The sequence below is a fragment of the Microcoleus sp. PH2017_35_SFW_U_B genome (assembly GCF_020737865.1).
Lineage (GTDB): Bacteria > Cyanobacteriota > Cyanobacteriia > Cyanobacteriales > Microcoleaceae > Microcoleus.
The window spans coordinates 1-22,840 of sequence record NZ_JAEQDE010000063.1 but is presented as its reverse complement, the minus strand read 5'-3'; the positions used below and the strand labels follow the sequence as shown (position 1 = coordinate 22,840).

At 46.4% G+C, this 22,840-nt stretch carries 21 protein-coding genes; 15 read left to right on the top strand and 6 right to left on the bottom strand.

Annotated features, from left to right (window positions below; translation table 11 throughout):
* Nucleotides 1-77 precede the first annotated feature (77 nt).
* Both cphA and JGK36_RS17845 read right to left on the bottom strand, forming a co-directional pair.
* Nucleotides 78-2,789 carry a cyanophycin synthetase gene (gene cphA / locus JGK36_RS17850; protein ID WP_293180866.1) on the bottom strand — a complete coding sequence of 904 codons (2,712 nt, stop codon included), beginning with the start codon at nt 2,787-2,789 and terminating at the stop codon, nt 78-80.
* A 340-nt stretch (nt 2,790-3,129) separates the two neighbouring features.
* Nucleotides 3,130-4,023 (bottom strand): cyanophycinase, encoded by an 894-nt coding sequence (locus JGK36_RS17845; protein WP_293181166.1) that lies wholly within the window; start codon nt 4,021-4,023, stop codon nt 3,130-3,132.
* Between the two features lie 322 nt (nt 4,024-4,345).
* Here JGK36_RS17845 and trmD point away from each other — a divergent pair, with 322 nt between their 5' ends.
* The 9 genes from trmD to larB all read left to right on the top strand — a co-directional run bounded on the left by trmD (nt 4,346) and on the right by larB (nt 12,083).
* On the top strand, nt 4,346-5,020 hold the full coding sequence (trmD, locus tag JGK36_RS17840) for a tRNA (guanosine(37)-N1)-methyltransferase TrmD (RefSeq protein WP_293180863.1): 675 nt from the start codon (nt 4,346-4,348) through the stop codon (nt 5,018-5,020).
* Nucleotides 5,021-5,091: 71 nt separating this feature from the next.
* The gene (locus JGK36_RS17835) at nt 5,092-6,474 is read left to right on the top strand and encodes a DUF1517 domain-containing protein (protein WP_293196809.1); all 1,383 of its coding nucleotides are present in this window, start codon (nt 5,092-5,094) and stop codon (nt 6,472-6,474) included.
* Between the two features lie 244 nt (nt 6,475-6,718).
* On the top strand, nt 6,719-7,285 hold the full coding sequence (locus JGK36_RS17830) for a zeta toxin family protein (protein ID WP_293180857.1): 567 nt from the start codon (nt 6,719-6,721) through the stop codon (nt 7,283-7,285).
* 1 nt (nt 7,286) lies between these two features.
* Nucleotides 7,287-7,466, top strand: coding sequence for a hypothetical protein (locus tag JGK36_RS17825; protein ID WP_293180854.1), 180 nt, complete (start codon nt 7,287-7,289; stop codon nt 7,464-7,466).
* Nucleotides 7,467-7,702: 236 nt separating this feature from the next.
* Entirely contained in the window at nt 7,703-8,182 is a 480-nt protein-coding gene (gene ispF, locus JGK36_RS17820; protein ID WP_293191113.1) for a 2-C-methyl-D-erythritol 2,4-cyclodiphosphate synthase, read from the top strand.
* A gap of 44 nt (nt 8,183-8,226) precedes the next feature.
* The gene (locus tag JGK36_RS17815) at nt 8,227-8,745 is read left to right on the top strand and encodes a hypothetical protein (RefSeq protein WP_293180848.1); all 519 of its coding nucleotides are present in this window, start codon (nt 8,227-8,229) and stop codon (nt 8,743-8,745) included.
* Nucleotides 8,720-9,325 (top strand): PIN domain-containing protein, encoded by a 606-nt coding sequence (locus JGK36_RS17810; protein WP_293191115.1) that lies wholly within the window; start codon nt 8,720-8,722, stop codon nt 9,323-9,325. The genes JGK36_RS17815 and JGK36_RS17810 overlap by 26 nt, the downstream gene beginning before the upstream one ends.
* A gap of 43 nt (nt 9,326-9,368) precedes the next feature.
* Entirely contained in the window at nt 9,369-11,129 is a 1,761-nt protein-coding gene (locus JGK36_RS17805) for an ABC transporter substrate-binding protein (protein WP_293196808.1), read from the top strand.
* Between the two features lie 168 nt (nt 11,130-11,297).
* The gene (larB, locus tag JGK36_RS17800) at nt 11,298-12,083 is read left to right on the top strand and encodes a nickel pincer cofactor biosynthesis protein LarB (protein WP_293196807.1); all 786 of its coding nucleotides are present in this window, start codon (nt 11,298-11,300) and stop codon (nt 12,081-12,083) included.
* A gap of 153 nt (nt 12,084-12,236) precedes the next feature.
* Here larB and JGK36_RS17795 read toward each other — a convergent pair whose 3' ends face one another.
* Nucleotides 12,237-12,863, bottom strand: a complete 627-nt coding sequence (locus JGK36_RS17795) for a hypothetical protein (protein ID WP_293196806.1) — start codon at nt 12,861-12,863, stop codon at nt 12,237-12,239.
* Nucleotides 12,864-13,177: 314 nt separating this feature from the next.
* Here JGK36_RS17795 and JGK36_RS17790 point away from each other — a divergent pair, with 314 nt between their 5' ends.
* The 4 genes from JGK36_RS17790 to JGK36_RS17775 all read left to right on the top strand — a co-directional run bounded on the left by JGK36_RS17790 (nt 13,178) and on the right by JGK36_RS17775 (nt 15,887).
* Nucleotides 13,178-13,390, top strand: coding sequence for a chlorophyll a/b-binding protein (locus tag JGK36_RS17790; RefSeq protein WP_293154096.1), 213 nt, complete (start codon nt 13,178-13,180; stop codon nt 13,388-13,390).
* Between the two features lie 139 nt (nt 13,391-13,529).
* Nucleotides 13,530-14,090: a photosystem II reaction center PsbP gene (gene psbP, locus JGK36_RS17785; protein WP_293180832.1), complete on the top strand. Its 561-nt coding sequence runs from the start codon at nt 13,530-13,532 to the stop codon at nt 14,088-14,090.
* Nucleotides 14,091-14,264: 174 nt separating this feature from the next.
* On the top strand, nt 14,265-14,915 hold the full coding sequence (locus JGK36_RS17780; protein WP_293196805.1) for a nucleoside triphosphate pyrophosphatase: 651 nt from the start codon (nt 14,265-14,267) through the stop codon (nt 14,913-14,915).
* 339 nt (nt 14,916-15,254) lie between these two features.
* Nucleotides 15,255-15,887 carry a hypothetical protein gene (locus JGK36_RS17775; RefSeq protein ID WP_293180826.1) on the top strand — a complete coding sequence of 211 codons (633 nt, stop codon included), beginning with the start codon at nt 15,255-15,257 and terminating at the stop codon, nt 15,885-15,887.
* Between the two features lie 136 nt (nt 15,888-16,023).
* On the opposite strand, the gene JGK36_RS17770 is transcribed toward JGK36_RS17775, so the two are convergent.
* Nucleotides 16,024-16,941, bottom strand: a complete 918-nt coding sequence (locus JGK36_RS17770) for a calcium-binding protein (RefSeq protein ID WP_293180823.1) — start codon at nt 16,939-16,941, stop codon at nt 16,024-16,026.
* A 292-nt stretch (nt 16,942-17,233) separates the two neighbouring features.
* Between JGK36_RS17770 and eno the strand changes: the two genes are divergently transcribed.
* Nucleotides 17,234-18,523 carry a phosphopyruvate hydratase gene (gene eno / locus JGK36_RS17765; protein WP_363319160.1) on the top strand — a complete coding sequence of 430 codons (1,290 nt, stop codon included), beginning with the start codon at nt 17,234-17,236 and terminating at the stop codon, nt 18,521-18,523.
* A gap of 448 nt (nt 18,524-18,971) precedes the next feature.
* Here eno and argC read toward each other — a convergent pair whose 3' ends face one another.
* Entirely contained in the window at nt 18,972-20,030 is a 1,059-nt protein-coding gene (gene argC, locus JGK36_RS17760) for an N-acetyl-gamma-glutamyl-phosphate reductase (protein WP_293180817.1), read from the bottom strand.
* Between the two features lie 566 nt (nt 20,031-20,596).
* Between argC and JGK36_RS17755 the strand changes: the two genes are divergently transcribed.
* Entirely contained in the window at nt 20,597-21,613 is a 1,017-nt protein-coding gene (locus JGK36_RS17755; protein ID WP_293180814.1) for a sulfate/molybdate ABC transporter ATP-binding protein, read from the top strand.
* A 436-nt stretch (nt 21,614-22,049) separates the two neighbouring features.
* Here the strand turns inward: JGK36_RS17755 and JGK36_RS17750 are convergent, their stop codons facing one another.
* Nucleotides 22,050-22,391 (bottom strand): low temperature-induced protein, encoded by a 342-nt coding sequence (locus tag JGK36_RS17750; RefSeq protein WP_293180811.1) that lies wholly within the window; start codon nt 22,389-22,391, stop codon nt 22,050-22,052.
* Nucleotides 22,392-22,840: the final 449 nt, after the last annotated feature.

Here is a 22,840-nt window from a genome sequence, read left to right as displayed (position 1 = left end):
TCTAAAGCAAAAAGGTTGGGTTTCCTTTCGTTAACCCAACCTTTTAATTAAATGAGACTTCAGAGTTTAGCCTTGATTTACACCGAAGTTTTCAAGCTGTCGCGCGACTCGGAAACCCGATCGACAATAGCAGCATTTACCGCAGATTCCTTAATCGGTTTCCGGGCTTCAATCAAAGCCAGAGCTTTCGTGACGCCTTCGGGTAAAATCACCACCAAACTGCCTGCTGGTGCTCGATCTAAAGCCTTGTTAACAGCAATTGTCTCGTCGAGAATCAACTCGTATTCAACTTTAGACTTGTCTGGGGTGCGTGCGGCGATCGCCTCTGCAATCCCTTGGCAAATTAACTTGGCCACCACACCGGGTTCTCGCCCGCGCCTGTCAACATCTTCTTTGACAATAATCCGATCGAACATATCGGCAGAAAGTTTGCCCAAAGTGACAAAATCTTCATCTCGTCTATCCCCCGGCGCACCAACTACCCCGATCCGCATTCCTTCCCAATTCTGCACAAAACTACCCAAAGCTTTGTAGCTGTGCGGGTTGTGGGCGTAGTCGAGCAAGGCGTGATAGCTGCCCAAATTAAACAGGTTCATCCGTCCCGGAGTTTGACCGACGGAGGCCTGAAAGCTGGACAAAGCCGATCGAATATCCTCTATTTTCACTCCCTGAGCAAAAGCCGCCAAACAAGCCGCTAAAGCATTCGCAATCATAAACGGCGCCCGCCCGCCCATCGTCAGCGGCACATTCACAGCCTGCTCAATTCTCAGCGTCCAATCGCCTTTGAGGATGGACAAGTAGCCGTTTTCGTAAATTGCTGCCAGCCCGCCCGCAGCGGTGTGTTTGGCAACCAATTCGTTGTCCGGGTTCATTGAAAAATATGCAATTTGAGCCTTGACACGCTGCGCCATTTGTGATACAAGCGGGTCGTCTGCATTCAAAACTGCATAGCCTTTGGGCATTACTGACTCGACGAGGACGCTCTTGAGTTTGGCTAGTTGTTCCACGGTGTCGATGTCGCCGATTCCCAAGTGATCCGCCGCGACGTTCAAGACGACGCCGACATCGCACTGATCGAAGCCCAAGCCCGATCGCAAAATTCCGCCTCTAGCCGTTTCCAGCACCGCCACTTCCACCGTGGGATCGGACAAAATCAAATGAGCGCTCTGCGGCCCGGTATTATCTCCGCTTTCGACCAAATAATCGCCGATGTAAGTGCCGTCGGTAGTCGTGTAGCCGGTAATCTGACCTGTCTGCTTGACAATGTGGGCTAGCAGGCGAGTGGTTGTAGTTTTGCCGTTGGTTCCCGTTACCGCTAAAATCGGCACCCGGCTGGGTTGAGGCGAGGGGAAGAGCATATCGAAGACAGCGCCGGCGACGTTGCGGGGCAAACCCTGACTCGGGGCGACGTGCATTCTGAAACCCGGTGCTGCGTTGACTTCGACGATGACTCCGTTCGTATCGCGCAGGGGTTGGGAAATATCGTCTGTTACTACGTCAATGCCGGCGATGTCCAAGCCGATGATTTTGGCGACTCGGGAAAATAGCCAGACGTTTTCTGGGTGGATTTCGTCGGTGCGATCGACTGCAATGCCACCGGTACTGAGGTTTGCTGTCGCGCGCAAGAATACTCTTTCGCCGGCCGGCAATACCGAGTCCATCGCGTAGCCTTGTTTTTGCAGCAAATCGAGGGTCAATTTGTCGATCGTAATTCGGGTGAGCACGTTGTCGTGTCCGTCTCCCCGCTGCGGATCGCGGTTTACTTCTTCAACGAGCTGTTCTACTGTAGACTTGCCATCTCCCACAACGTTAGCGGGGACTCGTTCGGCGACTGCTACGACTTGTCCGTTGACTACTAATACTCTGTGGTCGCGGCCGGTGTAGTAGCGCTCGACAATCACACTCTTGGTTTTTGATGCGTTGCTGGCTAAATCGTAGGCTTCTTCTGCTACTTCCCAGGAGTTGATGTCGATCGTAATTCCGCGGCCGTGGTTGCCGTCTAGCGGTTTGAGGACGATCGGATAACCGCCCACATCTTCGATCGCTCCTTCCAGTTCGTCCAAATAATTAATCACCGTCCCTCTTGGAACCGGTACGCCAGCAGCCCCGAGGATATTTTTGGTACCTTCCTTATCACAGGCTAGTTCTACCCCCAAAACTCCCGTGCGGTTGCTGAGAGTTGCCTGAATCCGCTTTTGGTGCACCCCGTAACCGAGCTGAATCATAAACCGGGCGCTCAAAGGTATCCAGGGAATGCCCCGCGCTTCTGCTTCCTTGATCAGTGTTTCGGTACTCGGGCCCAGGGCCGCCGACAAAGCAAACTCTCTGAGATCTCTCAAATCTTGGGCTAATTCCGCTGCTGGATAGCTTCCAGTATCGGCAATGCTCTGGCACATCCGCACGCCCGCCCGGGTGGCATAGCGACCTGCTTGTTCGTTTTGATACTCGATTACTACCTGGTAAATGCCTGGTGTGGCAGTTTCGCGGGTGCGACCGAACCCGACCGGCATTCCTGCCATTTCCTGAAGTTCTAGGGCTACGTGTTCGATGACGTGTCCCATCATTGTGCCTTCTCTGACCCGTTGCAGGAAGCCTCCCTGATGGCCGGGGGAACAGTGATGGTCGTCCAAACTCGGGAGTGTGGCGGTCAACCCTTCGTAGAAGCCAGGAATTTCAGATGTGGTTTTATCTGCCAACTCCTCTAAATCCAGACGCATGAGGACGAGTTTGTGGCGTCTGATGCTCCAGTAGTTGGGGCCGCGTAACGTCTGGATTTTAAGTATTTTCATGACTGTCAGAGGGGTATGGGTCGCTAAATCTTATAGGTAATTGCAGCATTTATTCAATTTGGAGCTAGATTGCTCGATCGACTGTTCGCTGTGAACAGTTTTGCATTGAATTTCCAGTTATAGGCCGCCAGCGAAAGAAAATTAATGCCCCAGCGATCGGCTAGAAACAAGTGCAGGTAAAGGGCAGGAACCAACTAGAAGCCAGAAGGTAGAATAAGAGTGTGATTCTACCTTCTGGTGTCAGCGCGTGGCTGCTTTGGAATACATCCTTCTGTTGTATCTTTGATTGGGCCCAAATGCCGCATACTTTCTGCCCGATCGATGACTCTGATATCCTGCGTTAGTTTGCTGTGCGGCATTCCAAAGGCCAGCCAGACTCGGAACAGGCTGCCGATGGCATTGGTTTGCCTAGGGGCATATTGTAGCAATCTCCGTGACACAAGACGTGCAAGCGCATATTGAACAGACTTAAGGGTTCTGTCGCTGCTACCATTGCCTCGTTGGTATAAAAACTTTCCCTAGAATCAACAATAGTCACCGTGCCTTTACCTAGAACCTTCATAGTATCGTCTCCCTCAAACAAAGCGCAGGTATCTTCGTCAATACCAATAGCGAGGCGATCGGGATGACAAGCCACAGCCGACAACAAGCGAGCCATGCGGTTACGATTGTGAAAATGCTGGTCTACGATGATATTGGGAATAATGTTAAGTCCGTTTGCCATGTCTACCAAAGAGCGGTTGGGTGACGCGCCGCTTCCGCCACCTGCAATCATGTGATATCCCATTACCGCAGCACCCGCACTGGTGCCGGCGAGGGTAATCTTACCCGAGAGAGTATATTCGCGAATTTTTTCCATCAGCGGAGTGTCGGCCAGCAGCCCGCAGAGCCGCAGTTGGTCGCCACCTGTGATGAATACGCCCGTACAGTCTTCCAAGTAATCTTTCCAGACGGGGTTTTCGCCTTGTTCGCGTTCGCGGATGTCAATGACTTTGACGGCACTCACGCCCATTTCGTCAAATATGGTGCGATAGCGGTTGCTAATTCCTTCGGGATCTCGGGAAGCGCAGGGAACGATCGCCAGCCGAGCGTTTGTACCCCCAGCACGGCAAAAAAAGGTATTCAGAATCTCTCGCCCGTGAACCTTGTCTTCGGCTCCTCCGATGACCATAATCGAGGTTTTCGTGCGCTGGGAAAGATTGTGTTCTAGGGCTTGAGATGTCAACTGCTGCATGGTGTGTCTTCCTCTGTGAGATGTGAAATTAAATTTTGCCGTGCCTGTGAGTACAATGGGGCTTTTTAAGAGTAAATATTTTTTGGTGCGAGTAAGGTGCGATCGCGCGATCGCGCAGTTGTTTAAGGGCGATTTTACACAAGTCACCGTCCTGAGAACAGATGATTGTTGTACAAAATCGGCTCGCGGACAAAGGAAGAGAATTTAAGTGGCAAAAATTCTCAGAAATTATAAGAAATTATAAAGAATAAAGCAATTACTGAAAACCGATCGGCCTCTCCGGGTCAAACTAGAGGTGATGTATCAATAAATTCCAATAATTGTGCGATTTGACGTAGTTACCCTGTTTCCAGAATTTTTCCTGGCTCCCCTAGCATCGGGACTCATGGGCAAAGCCTTAGCTAAAAATATTGCTGAGGTAAATTTTGTCAATCCCCGCCATTTTACCACAGACAAGCACCAGCGAGTCGATGACGAACCTTACGGGGGCGGAGTGGGGATGCTGATGAAGCCGGAACCAATTTTTGCTGCGGTGGAATCGCTACCGGTTTTGCCGAGACGGGAGGTGATTTTGCTGACTCCCCAGGGCGAACCGATGCAGCAGCCGATGTTTCGGGAGTTCGCCACCGGGTGCGATCAGTTGGTGTTGATTTGCGGCCATTATGAGGGTGTGGACGATCGAGTGCTGCACTTGGTAACTCGCGAGGTGTCTCTAGGCGATTTTGTGCTCACAGGCGGGGAAATTCCGGCTTTGGCTTTGATTAATGGGGTTTTGCGATTGTTGCGGGGAACCGTGGCCAAGGAAGATTCGCTGAAATTTGAGAGTTTTGAAGACGGACTTTTGGACTATCCGCAGTACACTAGGCCGGCCGATTTTCGGGGATTGAAGGTACCCGACGTGTTGCTGTCTGGTAATCACGCAGAAATTGCTCGCTGGCGCAAGGAACAGCAAATTGAAAGAACTCGATCGCGCCGCCCGGATTTGCTAGCGGATTAATTAACTGTAGGCTGTGGGCTGTGGGCTGTTGACGTTCTTGATTTAACACTGGATTTTTTCCCAGAGAATTTATGCTAAAAAATCAACTTTTGTGCTGTTGGGCGATCGGCTTTTTGCTCGCGGGTGAAGTTACTGTAAATTTAACTCCCAGCAGCGGTGGCAAATGGTTAAATATTAACCAGGAAGCTTTGGCAAGAAGCAGCGGCGGCAGCAGTGGAGGAAGTAGTGGCGGGCGATCGAGTTCTTCTAGTTCTTCTTCTAGTTCTTCTTCCAGTTCCAGCCGTCCTAGCAATACCTCGCCTAATTCTTCTAGTTCTTCTAGTTCCAGTAACAGCAGATCGAATAGTGCTGCTAGTTCCAATCCCAGCCGCCCCAGCAACAGCAGCAACACTGGCGGAAGAGTTCGCAGCGGCTCTTTTGACAAGCCCGCCGCACCTGCACCTGTCGCCGCACCTAACCCTCCGATTCCGCCACAATCTAGCAATAACAGAACTGTAATTATCCAGCAGCGCACCTATAATTCAGGGCCGAGTTATGTAGTTCCTTATAATTCCGGTAACAGTCAGCAAAACACAGGTTCAAATCAACAACCAGCCGTCAATCCAGCACCAGTTACCACTAATAATAATTCGGGCGACAGCGATCCCAATTCGCCAACTTCAGACAATCCAGATAACAGTCAGCCAAATATAGGTTCAGAGCAACAACCAGCAGTCAATGCACCAGCACCAATTACCACTGACAATAACTCGAATAACCCTCCGAGTTCGGAATCTGATGATGATTGGAAAATTGTAGTGTTTTGGCTGTTTGTTGCTGGAGGTTGCGTTGCGTTAATTGCTTACTGTATTTACTATTATCGACAACACCCTGCCAAAGAATCTAAAAAACAAATTTTTGCGGTCACTAAGTTGCAAATTGCCATGTTGGCAGAAGCTCGCGAAGTTCCCAGTCAGCTAACTGAACTAACGTTAAGTTCTGACATAAAAAATGCTAATCAACGTGCGGAATTTTTGCAAGAAGCTGTTTTGATTGTTTTGCGAAATCGAGAAAAGTGGACTCACGTTTGTGCGAATTCCCAGATAGTCGAAAGTCGAGAACAAGCAACGCAAATATTCAATCAAATTTCGATGCAAGAACGCAGCAAATTAAGTGTGGAAACTTTGAGTATGGTGAATGGCGATATCCGTCGCAGACAGTCTGTTAGTGCTGGCGATGAAGAGCCTGGAGAGTATATTACAGTCACGTTTTTGATAGGGACAGAGAATAGCAGACCGCTGTTTGGAGACATTCGCGATGTTGCGAAGTTGAAAGCAGTGTTAGAAAAATCGGCGGCGACTCCTGCTGAGAATCTGCTGGTTTTAGAGGTGATTTGGAGTCCGCAGCAGGAAACGGATAGTTTGACGGGCGATGATTTGTTGGGTGCTTATCCAGATTTGATTCGGGTTGCTTAGACTAGCATTGCATAAATCTTTGATTGATAGATAGACCGCAGCTTAAAGTAGTCGTAGGGTGTGTCGCCACGAACAATTCCTAGTTACATATCGACCATTTAAGAGCGACGCACCTGACCACAATAGTTTTACAAACAAACACAACTTTATTTATTGTGTAGCAATCTTTTGTCAAAATGATATAAGGTGCAAGCTACGCACCATACAAAACCTAAGTCCTGCCTGATTAATTTATGCTAAACTTATGCCGAATCTTTACATAATTGGTGGCGCTAACGGTTCCGGCAAAACCACCGCATCAATGAGTTTATTGCCCAATTTTCTCGACTGTTTTGAATATGTCAATGCAGACGCGATTGCGGCTGCACTTTCGCCATTCAATCCCGAGTCGGTAGCGATTACCGCCGGACGAATCATGCTAGAAAGACTGCAAACACTATCTAATTCTGGAACTGATTTTGCTTTTGAGACTACTCTAGCAGCCCGTAGCTTTGCAACTTTTCTCAGAAGTTGTAAAACAAAAGATTATACAATTAACCTAATTTACTTTTGGTTGCGATCGCCCGAACTGGCCGTAGCAAGAGTAGCCCGACGGGTAGCTAGCGGCGGTCATTCTATCCCAGAAGATGTTATCCGCCGCCGCTATGACAGAGGACTGCGAAATTTGATAGCTCTGTATTTGCCACTGTGCGACAATTGGATTATCTATGACAACTCTCACGAAACGGCTCAGTTAGTAGCAGAAGGGAGTATCGAGGAAGAACAGATAATCTATAATATTGAAAGCTGGAATCAAATAACTCAAAAATAAAATGAAACAATCAAAACCAAGACAACTTTTATCTACAAAGATTAATGTTGGAGTGAAAGCGGCAGTTGCAGCAGCTATTGAAAGACACCGCAAATTAGGTGAATCTATTGCTGTGTGGGAAGATGGGAAAGTAGTAATTTTAACAGCCGATCGCATTCCTCCAATATCGCCCGAAACATAAAACAAGTCAGTCGCCCAAAAAACCTACTCATATCCACACAGACTATGACATAATACTCTACTGTCTGCTTTTTAGCCACCTAAAATTCACCAAAAAGAATTGGTTTAAAGCCCAAACCCCGATCTGGAAAAATTAAAATCAGATTATTCATTACTCCAATCCTCGGACTTCTAGGTAAAGGTGGCCCCTCCGAAGTCAACTGTCAACTGTCAACTGTCAACTGTCAACTGAATGACATGAACATCCGCATCGGTAACGGTTACGACATTCACTGCTTAGTTCCAGAACGCCCCTTGATCCTCGGTGGCGTCCACATTCCCCACGAATTAGGCTTATTAGGACACAGCGACGCAGACGTACTCACCCACGCGATTATGGACGCGATGCTGGGAGCTCTGTGTTTGGGAGATATCGGCCTGTATTTCCCGCCAACTGACCCAAAATGGAAAGGTGCAGACAGTCTCGTGTTGCTGGCACAAGTCAATCAGTTAATATTAGATAAAGGCTGGGAAATTGGCAATATTGACTCGGTGGTTGTGGCCGAACGTCCGAAGCTGAAACCGCATATTAAGCAAATGTGCGATCGCCTTTCTGCTGTCCTACAATTAAAACCAGACCAAGTTGCCATCAAAGCTACTACCAACGAAAAGTTAGGGCCCGTGGGGAGAGAGGAAGGAATTGCAGCCTATGCTGTAGTTTTGTTAATGCTAAAATAGTTGTCAGGTTATGACAATTTTCCGCTAATTTAGGAGTCAAATCTATGCTTGCCGAAAACTTGAAAATCGAAACCCCAATCGACGTTGACATCATCGCTCTCGATAAGGACGATCGGGTAGTCGTGCTGATTGAAGTCAAAATTATTCAAGCTCAAGAAACAGCAGCCAAGCAGAAGATTACCGATCGCATGATATCTTGGATGAAAGCTGCCTTGGCAAAAATGTCCGAAGAACGCACACTCATTCCTTATGCCATGTTTGTTGACACCGAACAAATTCTGATTTTCAAATGGGACGGAGTAAATTTATCTGAACCTGTTTGTTCTCTAAACACTGGTGAGATACTTCGCAATTATGAGCCGGAATTTCACAACAAGCGGATATTTAAGCGATACCTAACAAGATTGATTGAAGCATGGCTGCGCGACTTAGCTTATAATTGGAAGTCTGAGATTCCAACTGCGTCAGAACAGATAGAACAAATCGGTTTGCTGCCACTGCTAGCAGGTGGAACGACAAAATCAGGAGTAGAAATTGGTGGCAATTTTATATATCGAGACTAACTTTTTGATGAGCATTGCTACAGGACGCGACCCTGATGCTAACAACTTGTTGTTAAGTGTACCGACATCAGTCAACATAGCAATACCAGATATTTGCTGCATGGAAGCACTATCAGCTTTAGAAGACGAGATCAAGCGACGCAACCGTTTTTTCGGTGAAATGCAAAAACAAATCAGTCAGCTAAAGCGAGATAAAACTTCACCATCTGCCCAGTCTCTTGTCTTCCACTTAGAGGAAGCCCTCACCGAGAATGAGGGGCTGCTCAATGATATTAATGCACGTCTTTTTAATGCTCTTGATTTGTTGGTTGCCAAGGTAGAAATGATCCAATTAACAGCGCAAATACTTCGAGAAAATTTGGATTCAATTTTTATTGAAGAAGACCCGACAGACAATTTAATTCTCAACTGCATTTTGAACCATGCACACTTACAACCTAATCAAGTTAAGGTATTTTTGAGCAATAATACAAAGGAATTTGGTCTGCCATCAGTTCAAGATGCTTTGCGGGAAGTAGGGATAACCAAGTATTTTTCGCGTACTGAAGACTTTCTAGGGTGGTTGCAATCTCAGTCGTAGTTGGACGGAAATGGTATATTTAAAAGCTATGAAAAATTCTACGATGTTATATTCAAAACTACGATCGCTCTTGATTTTACTGGCGGTAATTGCCGCGATAACTCTGTCTGCGTGCACTCCAGCCCGATCGACTAACTTAGCAAACAGACTCGTCGTTCCCACCCCCAGCGGCCCGGCTACGTTTAACTACCCGCTAAATCAGTCTGCATACAGCGTGTTTGGCTATATGTACGAGGGATTGCTCAACGAAAACGGGGTGACATCGAAACTAGAACCCGGTTTAGCTGAATCCTGGGAAGTTTCTAAAGATGGCAAAAAGATTGTCTTCACCCTGCGAGAAGGATTGAAATGGTCGGACGGCGAACCGATGACAACTGATGATATTATATTCAGCTATGAAAAGATTTATTTCAATGAAAAAATTCCTAGCGGCTTGAAAGATAATCTGAGAGTTGGCATCAGCCGTCAATTACCAAAACTCAAAAAAATTGACAGCCGCCGCATTGAATTTTCAGTGCCAGAACCTTTTGCTCCTTTTATTAGATTTGCTGGGGGAATACCGATTTTACCAGCTCATATCTTGCAGGAAGCTGCCACCCAGACAGAGGCAGACGGCAAGCCTAAATTCCTGTCTGCTTGGGGTACGGATACTGACCCCAAAAAAATTGTCGGTAACGGCCAATACCGAATGCTGAGCTATACTCCCAACCAGCGCGTTGTTTTGGAACGAAATCCCTATTTTTGGCGCAAAGATACAGAGAATAACAGTCAACCTTACATCCAGCAAATTGTTTGGCAAATTATCGAAAATACTGACAATCAACTGCTGAATTTTCGATCGGGCGATTTGGATACTCTGGACGTGCAGCCGGAGGTGTTTCCGCTGCTGAAACGGGAGGAAAAACGCGGCAAATATACGATATTCAACGGCGGCCCAGACACTGGCAGCGTGTTTATGTGTTTCAATCTGAATAAGGGGCGTAACGCTCAAAATCAGCCGTTTGTAGACCCGATTAAGTCTAAGTGGTTTTTGAGTAAGGAGTTTCGACAGGCGATCGCCTATGGCATGAACCGCGACGCCATGACTAACAATATCTATCGCGGGCTGGGCGCACCACTACATTCGCCGATACCCGCGCAAAGTCCGTTCTACTTGTCTCCAGAACAGGGATTAAAAACTTACAGTTACAATCTGGAAAAAGCGAAAGAGTTACTGTTAAGTGCAGGATTCAAGTATAATAGTAACGGCGAATTGTTGGATGCTGAGGGCAACAAAGTGCGGTTTACTTTGTTGATGGCCGCAGGCAAAAAAGTGCGGGAGCAAATGGGAACGCAAATTAAGCAAGATTTGGGTAAACTGGGGATGGAAGTTGATACGCAGTTCCTGAGTTTTAACACTTATGTGGAAAAGCTGCGCCTGACTAAAAATTGGGATACTTACCTCGGCGGTTTTACCGGAGGTACTGAACCGCACAGCGGTTACAATATTTGGTCAGTCAAGGGGACTTTGCACAGTTTCAACCAGGGCCCGCAAGCTGGAGAACCGCCGATTAAAGGTCGGGAAGTTTACGACTGGGAGCAGAAAATTGATGACTTGTATGTGAAGGCTTCTCAGGAGCTTGACGAGGCGAAGCGCAAGGAACTGTATGGGGAGACGCAGCGGATTATCGCGGAACAAGTGCCTTTTATTTATATGGTGAATCCGCTGACTTTTGAGGCGGTGCGCGATCGCGTTTCGGGAATTCGCTATAGTGCTCTCGGCGGTGCTTTCTGGAATTTGTACGAGCTGAAAATTGCAGAATAGTCATTATTGGTTCGTAGTAAGGACTTTAGTCCTCAGAAAGAAGGACTGAAGTCCTTACTACGAACCAATCTTAAGTAGTGAGGACTTTAGTCCTCAGAAAGAAGGACTGAAGTCCTTACTAGGAACCCATCTTAAGTGTTGTTTGAACCCAGAAGATATCATTAGTTCATGGAACCTGAAATTTTACAGAAGTTACTCGAATCTGTGGCGGCGGGCGATGTTAGCCCGATCGCAGCTTTGGACAAATTAAAGCATTTTGACTTTGAACAAGTCGGCGATTTTGCCAAAATTGACCACCACCGCACCTTAAGAACCGGTTTTCCCGAAGTCATCTGGGGCCCCGGAAAAACGCCAGACCAAATTGTTGAGATTATCGGGGCGATGCGCGGCCGAAATCCTGCGGTGATGGCGACGCGAATTGAACCAGAGGTTTTTGAGCAATTACAGCAAAAAATACCCGACTTGTGCTACTACCAAACAGCTCGAATTTGTGCAATTTCTGATAAATTCCCAACTCCCCAGCGTCCGGGTACAGTGACTATTATCAGTGCAGGAACAGCGGATTTGCCTGTGGCGGAAGAGGCTGCTGTGACTGCGGAACTTTGCGGTTTTGGGGTGCGGCGTTTGTGGGATGTGGGAGTTGCTGGGATTCACCGCTTGCTAAGTAATCGCCACGTAATTGATGATGCTGATGTGTTGATTGCGGTTGCGGGTATGGAAGGTGCCTTGGCGAGTGTGGTTGCAGGTTTGGCGGATTGTCCGGTGATTGCTGTGCCGACAAGTGTAGGTTACGGCGCGAGTTTTGGCGGGATTGCTCCTCTTTTAACTATGCTCAATTCTTGTGCGGCTGGTGTGGGTGTGGTTAATATTGATAATGGGTTTGGGGCGGCGATTTTGGCTTGTCAAATTCTCAGAACTTCTGCCAAAGTGGGGAGAATAGGAGAGGGCGAATAGAAGAAAGACCGGGCGGTTAAAATTGCGTTATTTTCTTCAGTCCGCGGAGGCGGACTTAGTTTGTGTAGACGCGGTTTCAACCGCCGTCTTATTTTTCGTCCCAACAGATGGGAACTAAAGAATACAGGCGGTATGATTCAAAGGGATTTGATATTACTTACCAGCCAGCCAAATCGGATAACCCGAAGAATCCTCAGCTTTCAACTTTTGCGCCTGATAACTTTTGCTCGTCCAATTAGCTACTGTTTCCAGACTTTCGGTCAAAAAACCTTCGCTACCAAACGCTTCAAATCCCAAAGTCCACGACGCAGTGCCGTTAACATTTAACTGAGTAATTTCTACAATGCAGCCTTGGGGAATTGGGGCTTCGACAGGCACAGACATTAGCGCACCAGGGGCAGAAACTTGGTAAAGACGCTGGGCTCGCTTTTTTTTCACCCTCACCCACTTTCCTGTCGCGATTATATCCGCCGGTACTGGCGCCATCGTGTCGGCACATATCCACTTCAGCCATTTCTCGGCTTTGCCTTCCCAGCGGTTGCCGAACTGCATCACCCCCAATTCTTCCTGCCGCCACTTTACTTGTAAATTTTTCCCGCGCAGTTTTACTCCCAAGTAGTCGCAACTAGGTATCAGCAAATATAAATCTTCTCGCTCTTCAGGCGGGGATAGATACCCGCCCAGACTCTCGCTTCCAAACCATTGCCCGATCGGTTTTGGCAGCGCACCGCTATAAAACCACCGCATTTCCAGACTGGCCCGCATAAATTTTTCCTCCATTCTTCCACTATTTTCGTCAAACCCAGACTGGGATTTGCCACACCATCGATTTTTGCGCCTCTCAACTCTATCCTCCCCCCTCCGGGGCCGTGAGTCTACTGTCTACAGTCATGCCATTGGAGATTTAAGATTTGAGATTTTAGGTTGGGAATTACTTATTCTATAGGGGTTTCGAGCTTGTCAGCCCGTTGGATTTTTGGGGGAAACTGGTATCTGAGTCGCGACTTTGAAAAAAAAACTCATAATCCTTTACATCTCTTCATAAGTCTGTTACATTAGTTTACATTACACCAAAAACAACTTAGGACACTGACATGGCTGACAGAGGCTTACTACTTGACAACGACGGTAAAATGAACAATTTTGCGATCGAGCCCAAAGTATACATTGACGATGAAGCCCGCACAGGCTTTACACCCTACGCAGAACGCTTGAACGGCCGACTTGCCATGATTGGTTTTGTTTCTCTCTTGGCTTTAGAAGTTTCTACCAAGCACGGACTGATTAGCTGGCTAACTAACCTGTAATAACTTTGTTTAAAATTAAACTGTACGGCTATGGCTTGCCAACAATACACAATTGGCGATCCATAGCTTAACTATTTTTGCAAGGTTTGATGAGACAATTTAAATTAAATATTTTAGTGTTACGGTACTTGTAAAAATAATGCTCAAACGAATTGCAGCAATACTTCTGGTGGTTTTCTCTCTCAGCTTGACCGGTTGTGTCTCTGTAGCTACCGGACTCAAAAGCTACGTTGATACTGGCGACGGCTATCAATTTCTTTATCCTAACGGCTGGTTGCCGATCGCAGTTTCTAACGGGCCCGATGTGGTGTTCCGCGATTTGATCCAGCAAACCGAGAATGTCAGCGTGGTCATCAGTCCAGTGGCTGGGAACAAAACTCTCGCAGATTTGGGCACGCCAACGGATGTGGGATACAAGCTTAGCAAAAGTGCGTTAGCGAAGCCCTCGAAGAGGATCGCCCCGGCTGATTCCGGCCGCGAAGCTGAATTAGTCAATGCAGAAAGTCGGGAATCGCGATCGAAAAACTATTACATTTTAGAATACGCCGTCAAACTCCCAAACCAACAACGGCACAACTTAGCTAGCGTAGCAGTCAGCCGTGGCAAACTATTTACCCTGAACGTTTCCACTACCGAAGAACGCTGGCCGAAAGTCAAAGAAGCTTTTGAGAAAGTTGTTAAATCTTTCTCTGTTTATTAGGGTTAAAAAGTAATTTGACAGTGGGCATTGGGCATTGGGCATTGGGCATTGGGCATTGGTCATTGGAGGTAGAGCCTGGAAGGTTATTGGTAACAAATAACTAATGACAAATAATAACTGTCAACTGTCAACTGTCAACTGTCAACTGTCAACTGTCAACTGACTTCTTAACTTATGAAAACTCCAACTTTTGTATTAGCCTCAGCTTCTCCCGCGCGCCGCAGCCTGCTAAGCAATGCAGGCATTCAAGCTGTGATTTGCCCCAGCGACTTTGATGAAGGGCAAATAAAAATGAGGGATGCTACTAAATTAGTGCAGGTTTTAGCAGAAGGAAAAGCTGACGCTGTAGCTAGTTTTTTGCTGGCTAATTCTCACCCGCAAATCCCCAATCCCAAATCGTGTGTAGTGTTAGGATGCGATTCAATTTTGGTCATTGATGGTGAAATTCACGGCAAACCCAAGGATGCCGACGAAGCAATCTCGCGCTGGCAAAAAATGCGCGGTAAAGTTGGCGAACTTTATACGGGTCATGCTTTAATTGATACGAGATTTGATAGCTTTGATGTGGCAATGGATCGATCGCTCATTCGCTGTCAAGTTACAAAAGTTTATTTTGCGGAAGTTACCTCGCGTCAAATTGCTGCTTATGTCGCTACGGGAGAACCTCTCGCCTGTGCTGGCTGTTTTGCACTCGAAGGCAAAGGCGGCTTTTTTGTGGAAAAAATCGAAGGTTGTCATACCAATGTGATTGGTTTGAGTTTGCCTTTGCTGCGGCAAATGCTCCGCGAAATGGGATATGATGTGGCAGATTTTTGGCAATCTTAAACGGAACTTACCCCCTGTCGCGGTAGTTAGGCAGTCTAAATCGTTTGCTGTATATACGATAGAAGCATTTATTTGTCAAAAATAAGTAGTCATGTATGGTTGGCGATGGGAGCATCTCATTTTTGTAAAAAGCGTTTTTTCTTTGAGTGCGAGCTTAAGAGCTCGCGTATTGTACAATACGCGAGCTCTTAAGCTCGCACTATAATAATAAATGCAAAACTGAGATGCTCCCTTGGCGATCGCCCAAAAATTTAGTAAAATATCGCTTTTTTTATGTTCGCGTTGGCTATTTTTAGCATAATCTGATTCTTATAGCCTATTGAATTGAAGAAAAAAACGATGAAAAAGTTAATGCCCTTACTACTGAGTGCCGTATTACTCAGTAACGCTGTTGCTTGTCAGAAGTCAAACGAGCCGATCGGCAAAACTTCTGCTCCGGCTAACCAAAGCAACGCTAGTTCCGGTAAGCTAAAAAATCAGGCAGCGGCCATCCCTGCTGGAACCAGTTTTGATACCATTCTCCAACAAGATTTATCCACGGGTAAAAACCGCAACAACGAGCGTTTTACTCTGCGAGTCAAAGGAGGAGATAAAACTCTTAAAGATGCCGTGATTCAGGGACATCTGGAAGATGTCGTCAAAGCAGCTAAAGGCAAAAAAGCGAGTTTGCATCTAGTTTTTGATGACATTAAACTCGCAAATGGTGCAGCCGCTCCCCTTGATGTTACCTTAGTAAATACTCAGGTAGAAACCAAAACCAAAGGCAAGTTTGTTCAGAATGCTGGCATTATTTTAGCTGGAGCAGTGGCCGGTAAATTCGTTGGTGATAAAGCGAAATTCAAGCATGGTACTTTAGCTGGGGGTGCAGCAGCAACGGCTTATGTCTTGTCTAGTCCTGGTGGTGAAGTTGTCCTTAAAAAAGGAACCAATGTTAAGCTGAAACTTAAAAAGCCTCTCGATACGAGTCCATAAAAACCTGGTTTCTGACCACCCGTAATCTAAGAAACCGGGTTTTTTTGAGTTTCTACGCTGTCACCAACAATTTTCGTAAAAACCCGGTTTCTGGGCACTCGCGACCATCTAATAAACCGGGTTTTTTTCACAAATCCTATCCAAGGGCGATCGCACTATCAGACACAGAGGTAAATTGAAGTTGACTCGGCGAAACATCTTTCACCAAGCCCAAGATATTGCCGGTGCTAGCTTCCCGAATCACCGTCGCCTTAGTATCCAGAAATCTAAAATCAGCAGTTTGAATCGTTCCCGGAGGAACAGGGCCACTGCTCGCGTAATCTCTCGCATCACCAATTGTTAAAAACTTTTCCGTTAAAACAATATCATTTCGCGTCAGTCCTCCCGCCAATCCGATTACATCACCTTGCGCTGGATTGTAGTCAAGAATAAAATCCGCAGGCACTTGCTCTACGTTAGCAGGAAAAGTCCCAGCAGGACGTGGTTGATCGGAACCAATTTCACGCGAAGTTGCTCCAGCTTCTCTCCGGAGGACAAACAAATCTGCACCTTCTCCTCCCCAAAGTCTGTCAATTCCAGCATCACCGATTAGAGTATCGTTGCCACTTTCTCCTACTAAAGCATCACTGCCTTGGCCACCTCTAACAAAGTCATTTCCCGTGCCTCCATAGGCGTAATCATTGCCTTGATTGCCGCTGAGAATATCGTTGCCACATTCTCCGTACAGTATGTCAAAATCTTGACCGCCGCGAATAGTATCATTGCCACAACCTCCGATTAAAGTATCTGCGCCCCCATTCCCATTCATCAGTTCCGCACCACCGGAACCTCGGACAAAATCGTCGCCTGCTAAGGCTCGCAAACCTCCGGGAGTGTTGCGGAGAATTCCGTTGGCTAATTGAACTGTATCGTTGTTGGGAGTAAGGTCGAAAAAGTTGGGATCGCTAGGATTTGGCAAAGGCCCTGTGAGTAATCTGATGTTTGGTGGATCGGGAATAATTCGATCGGAGTCGATAGCTGAGGCTTTAACTGTTCCGAGATTTGTTTCTAACATTTAAGTTTTCCCTGATTGATTGATATGAACTTTCTAGACAGTCTTATTTTAATAAATGTTCCAATTAACAAATGTGCGTGTATTTGCGGTTAAACAAATTAAATGACTGTCAAAATTACCACAAATATTCAACAAGCACAGCTTATTGACACTTGGATGTAGCCCAAATCCGCAAATATTTTGAACTCTGCGCCAATAATTCTCGGGATCGCGTACTCTATTACCCGTCAGCAGTCAGTGTGGGAGAACCGACAGACTGCCAAATGTCATCAAACCTTGAGCAAAGTCAGGAATCGTTAATATGCAAGACACTGCGATCGAATCTATCAAAGCCAGAGAAATCCTCGACTCCCGCGGCCGCCCTACCATCGAAGCTGAAGTGTATCTAGCCAATGGTGTTGTCGGACTCGCCCAAGTGCCCAGCGGCGCGTCTACAGGCTCTTTTGAAGCCCACGAACTCCGCGACGATGACAAAAAACGTTACGGTGGTAAGGGAGTTTTGAAAGCGGTTGCTAACGTCGAACACAAAATTGCTCCCGCTTTGGCTAATCTGGATGCGATCGACCAACCATTAATCGATCGCACTATGATTGACTTGGACGGTTCCCCCAACAAGTCTAACCTCGGCGCTAATGCCATTCTCGGAGTCTCCCTAGCCACAGCAAAGGCGGCCGCCGAGACTTTACAAATACCCCTTTACCGCTACTTGGGTGGCGCTTTGGCTAACGTTTTACCAGTGCCTTTGATGAACGTCATCAACGGCGGTTCCCACGCCGACAACAACGTAGACATTCAAGAGTTTATGATTGTACCGGTGGGAGCACCTTCTTTTAAGGAAGCTTTGCGCTGGGGTGCAGAAGTATTTGCTAGTCTGGCTAAAGTCTTAAAAGACAAAAATTTGCTGACTGGTGTTGGCGATGAAGGCGGTTTTGCTCCTAATTTGGGTTCCAATCAGGAAGCTTTGGATTTGTTAATGATGGCAATTGAAAAAGCTGGCTACAAACCGGGTGAACAAGTTGCTTTGGCTTTGGATGTTGCTGCTAGCGAATTTTACAAAGATGGGAAGTACACCTATGACGGTGTGGCTCATTCGCCAGCAGAATTAATCGATTATTTGGATGGTTTGGTTGGACAATATCCGATCGTTTCCATTGAAGATGGTTTGCACGAAGACGATTGGGATAGTTGGGTGGCGCTAACTCAGAAAATGGGTAGCAGAGTTCAATTGGTGGGTGACGATTTGTTTGTTACTAATCGCACGCGCTTGCAAAAAGGGATTGATTTGAAAGCTAGCAATTCGATTTTGATTAAGCTGAATCAAATTGGTTCTTTGACTGAGACTTTGGATACGATCGACTTAGGGAAGCGCAACAGCTATCGATCGGTAATCAGCCACCGTTCGGGTGAAACTGAAGATACTACAATTGCTGATTTAGCCGTAGCGACTCGCGCCGGTCAAATCAAGACTGGTTCTCTGTGCCGCAGCGAACGGGTTGCTAAGTATAACCGTTTATTGCGGATTGAGGACGAATTGGGCGATCGGGCAATTTATGCTGGTGCGATCGGTTACGGGCCCAAATAAAATTTGGTAATGGGTAATTGGGAATTGGGAATTGGTGTCAACAACCAGGTCAAACGTAGTCACACATGGCTGTTTACCACCAAGGCTCGATCCCCCCTAGCCCCCCTTGAGAAGCAGGGTGGTTTTATTGTCGGGAAAAGAAATCTGAAACTACCAAAATTATCGCTCAAAGATTGGCTCGCGCTTGGGCGAAGGTACGTAGTTGCGCTTAAGCGCTCTTTCCTAATCTTATAAAGAGCGCTTAAGCGCAACTACGTACCTAATTTGTGTGACGACAATAAAACCACCCTGCCTAGCCCCCCTTGAGAAGGGGGGGACAAGAAGCATTCAAAGTCCCCTTTCTTAAGGGGGATTTAGGGGGATCGAGACTAAGCTACAAACGAGATTTATCAATGGTTTCAAACTTAAGTTGACACTGATCCCCATTACCAATTACCATGCCCCATAATCACGGATAGAAAGCCAATTGAGGTAAACCCAAAGTTTCTTCCCAGCCCATCATCAAGTTCATGCACTGGATGCCTTGACCGGCTTGACCTTTAATTAAATTGTCGATCGCCGACATCACAATTACCCTATCAGTGCGCGGATCTACTTCCACGCCAATGTAACAAAGATTCGTGCCGCAAGCCCATTTAGATTGCGGATAAACCCCAGCCGGTAACACTTTTACCAAAGGAGAATTGCGGTAAAAAGCACTGAAAATGGTGATTAAATCTTCCCGCACCAATCCCGGATCGCGCAAATTTGCGTAAACAGTTGCCAGAATTCCCCGCACCATCGGCATCAGGTGGGGAGTAAATTGGACTTTGATATCTTGTCCCGCTAAATGGCTGCAAACTTGCTCAATTTCTGGGGTGTGGCGGTGGCGGCCTACCCCGTAAGCGCCGATCGAATTGTCAGCTTCTGCCAACAACAGATTAACTTCGGCTTTGCGGCCCCCTCCCGAAGATCCTGATTTGGCGTCGATAATTGCTGTTTCTGGCTCGATCAGACCTTGTTTGAGTAAGGGGGCCAGGGCTAATAAACTAGCAGTGACGTAGCAGCCGGCACAGCCTACTAATTGAGCGTCTTTAATGCGATCGCGATACAATTCTGGCAAACCGTAAACAGCAGTTGCAGCTAAAGCAGAGTCCGATCGCTCGCCACCGTACCAAGCTTTGTAAGTGTCCAGATTTTCAAATCTGTAGTCAGCCGACAAATCCAAAACTTTGCAGCCGCCTTCAATCAGCGTCGGTGCCATTTGGCAAGCTAAACCATTCGGCAGCGACAGAAACACAACTTCACATTTTGCCGCTATTTTATCTAGGTCGATCGCCTCAATAGTCAAATCAATGCAGTTAGTCAGATGCGGATAAAGGCTGGAAAAAGGTTTTCCCGCACTGCTATCCCCGCCTACATACACTACTTCTGCCGCTGGGTGATCCGCCAGCAGCCGCACCAGTTGTACGCCGCCATAACCTGAAGCGCCAACTATGCCTACAGGCACAGGTCTAACATCTCCCATTTTCCTTTATCCCCTCAGCCTTTGAAGTCAAAAACGCTTGAACTTTTGCTGCATTGTAGTACCAAACGCCAACTTTGGTGGTAAATAATTGTGTTGTTTTGTTATTGACGTGGATTTTTGTAAATTTTCCGGTGTTTGACCAAGAATTTCAACGGTGGTACCCGCCACGTGATTTATCCGTGGAATCAATCCCAAATCGAAAATCGAAAATCCTCTCTTCCCCCGAATTTATCCGTGGGCTCAATCTAAAATCTAAAATCTAAAATCTAAAATCGATTGACTCCGCCCAAAAACCAATACAAAGTCCCGCAGGGCTGTGGTGGAGAGGCCAAAATTTCAGACTCGCATTGAATCTTCCAGAGTCAATCTCAAATCTAAAATCTCCTATCTAAAAACGGATGTGCGATCGCCAAAACCCTAAAATTAAGCAACGGATGTGCGATCGTGCTATAAAATCTTACATAAATCTATCCATAAACCGGGGATTAACTTTTTTCGCTCTTTCCTCGAACCTCAAAGCTCAACATCCGTTAAATCCATTACACTCATCCGTTGCCGAATTTCCTATGGGAATAGTTGTAGAAGACGTATCAAAACAGTTTGGCAGTTTCCAAGCACTCGATCGAGTCAGCTTGAAAATTGAATCAGGTTCTCTAGTCGCACTGCTGGGCCCGTCTGGTTCCGGCAAGTCCACCCTGCTGCGACTGATTGCAGGTTTAGAAATGCCCGACTCCGGCAAAATCTGGCTGACAGGTCAAGATGCCACCAATACTAGCGTCCAAGACCGCAAAATTGGATTTGTGTTTCAGCACTACGCGCTATTCAAGCACATGACAGTGCGAAAAAATATTGCTTTCGGCATGGAAATTCAGAAAACTCCACCGACGAAAGTCAAATCCCGCGTAGAAGAATTGTTAAATTTAGTCCAATTGGGAGGATTGGGCGACAGATACCCGTCGCAACTTTCAGGAGGCCAGCGTCAGCGGGTAGCCCTCGCCAGAGCCCTGGCTGTGGAACCAAAAGTGTTACTGCTAGACGAACCTTTTGGAGCTCTCGATGCCAAAGTCCGCAAAGATTTGCGCGCTTGGTTGCGAAGACTCCACGACGAAGTGCACGTTACCACAGTCTTTGTGACGCACGACCAAGAAGAAGCGATGGAAGTTGCCGATCGAATTACAGTAATGAATAAAGGTAAAATCGAACAAGTAGGCACACCCGCAGAAATTTACGACCATCCAGCTAGTGCATTCGTCATGAGTTTTATCGGGCCCGTCAACGTGTTACCCAGCAGTTCGAGAATGTTTCAAGACAACGGCTTTGACTCAGCCAACCCAGAAATTTTCTTGCGCCCTCACGACGTAGTAATTGAAACTACCGAAAATAGTGCAACAGTGCCGGCAAGAATCAGTCGCTTGATTCATTTGGGATGGGAAATTCAGGTGGAATTAACCTTAGATGACGGTCAAGTGCTGAATGCTAATTTGACAAGAGAAAGATTCGATAACTTGCAGTTGCAGCCGCAGCAAAGAGTGTTCGTCAAGCCGAAAGATGCCAAGTCATTTCCACTTTATTATTCTATCTGATATCATATCCTCTGAGAACAACACCATAAAATTGGTTTGTAGTAAGGACTTTAGTCAAGCGTAATGGATGCGGACGGGAGCATCTCATTTTTGTAAAAAGCATTTTTTTTATTATAGTGCGAGCTTAAGAGCTCGCGAGTTGTACAATACGCGAGCTCTTAAGCTCGCACTATATATAAATGCAAAACTGAGATGCTCCCGATGCGGACTCGCATTCCGAACGATCAAACACTCTGATCTCAATTCTTCAAACTAGAGCTAAATTGATATCGGACACAAAAAAATAAGGACACGGCATTGCCGTGTCCCTACTTTTTTATGCTGATAACTGTCGTGCATTTCAATTGCATATTCGGGACGGGCTAGAAGCCCATCCCACAAGACTTGAATTATTTCTTGACATACAGTTTAAATGCACAACAGCTTAGCTGCCCAATTAGTCTTTGATTTTGCTGACAGCCTTTTTGACTTGTTGCTCAAAGGATGTCGCGCTTGTATTAGAAGGATTTTTCATCTTCTCGCTGTCAGCATCTCCCTGAACTTCATTAATCCCTTCATTAGCTTTTTTCTGAGTTTCTTCCAGAGACATCGGGTCTTTCAAAACAGCTTTTTGAGCTTCTTTCTCAATCCCCAAAAGTTGAGCTTCACCTTTGGTGGGGCTGCTGGTAACGGCAAAAGCTGGGAAAGCATTAGAAACAAACATCAATGCACAAAAACAAACAGCTATTAAACTGCGAACTAAACGCTTGACTGGGAGGTTAAAGTTGATAAAAGACATACAAAATTTCTCCGTATTTAGAAGTTTTGATCGTTGAGATTGTTAACAGGCTGAATTTAACTCAATTTCTGCACAATCTTTAACTCAAGTTTGATAAAAGCCACTTGAATCAGCAGTGGCAATCAGTTAATTTGAGCTAATTAATATTTAGCTTAAATAACGGGGTTATGAAATCTTTCTCAGGGAATATTTGGGCTTTGTGTCTTCCGATAGTTGACACTCTCAGGGAGTCAACGCCACTGAGATTCTGCGGACAAAGTAGATTTAGGTAATACCCAAAGTCTAACTCTCGCTGGGAGTCGTCAAAGACCGTCTACCCAGTTGGTTTAAGCTTACACCTAACTTACTGGCTACTTTGATAGAGTCGAGGGAATAATTACTCATTCCCCCTCTCCTTCAAAACCGTACTTGTGACTTTCACCACATACGGCTCCTCAATGACCTGGCTC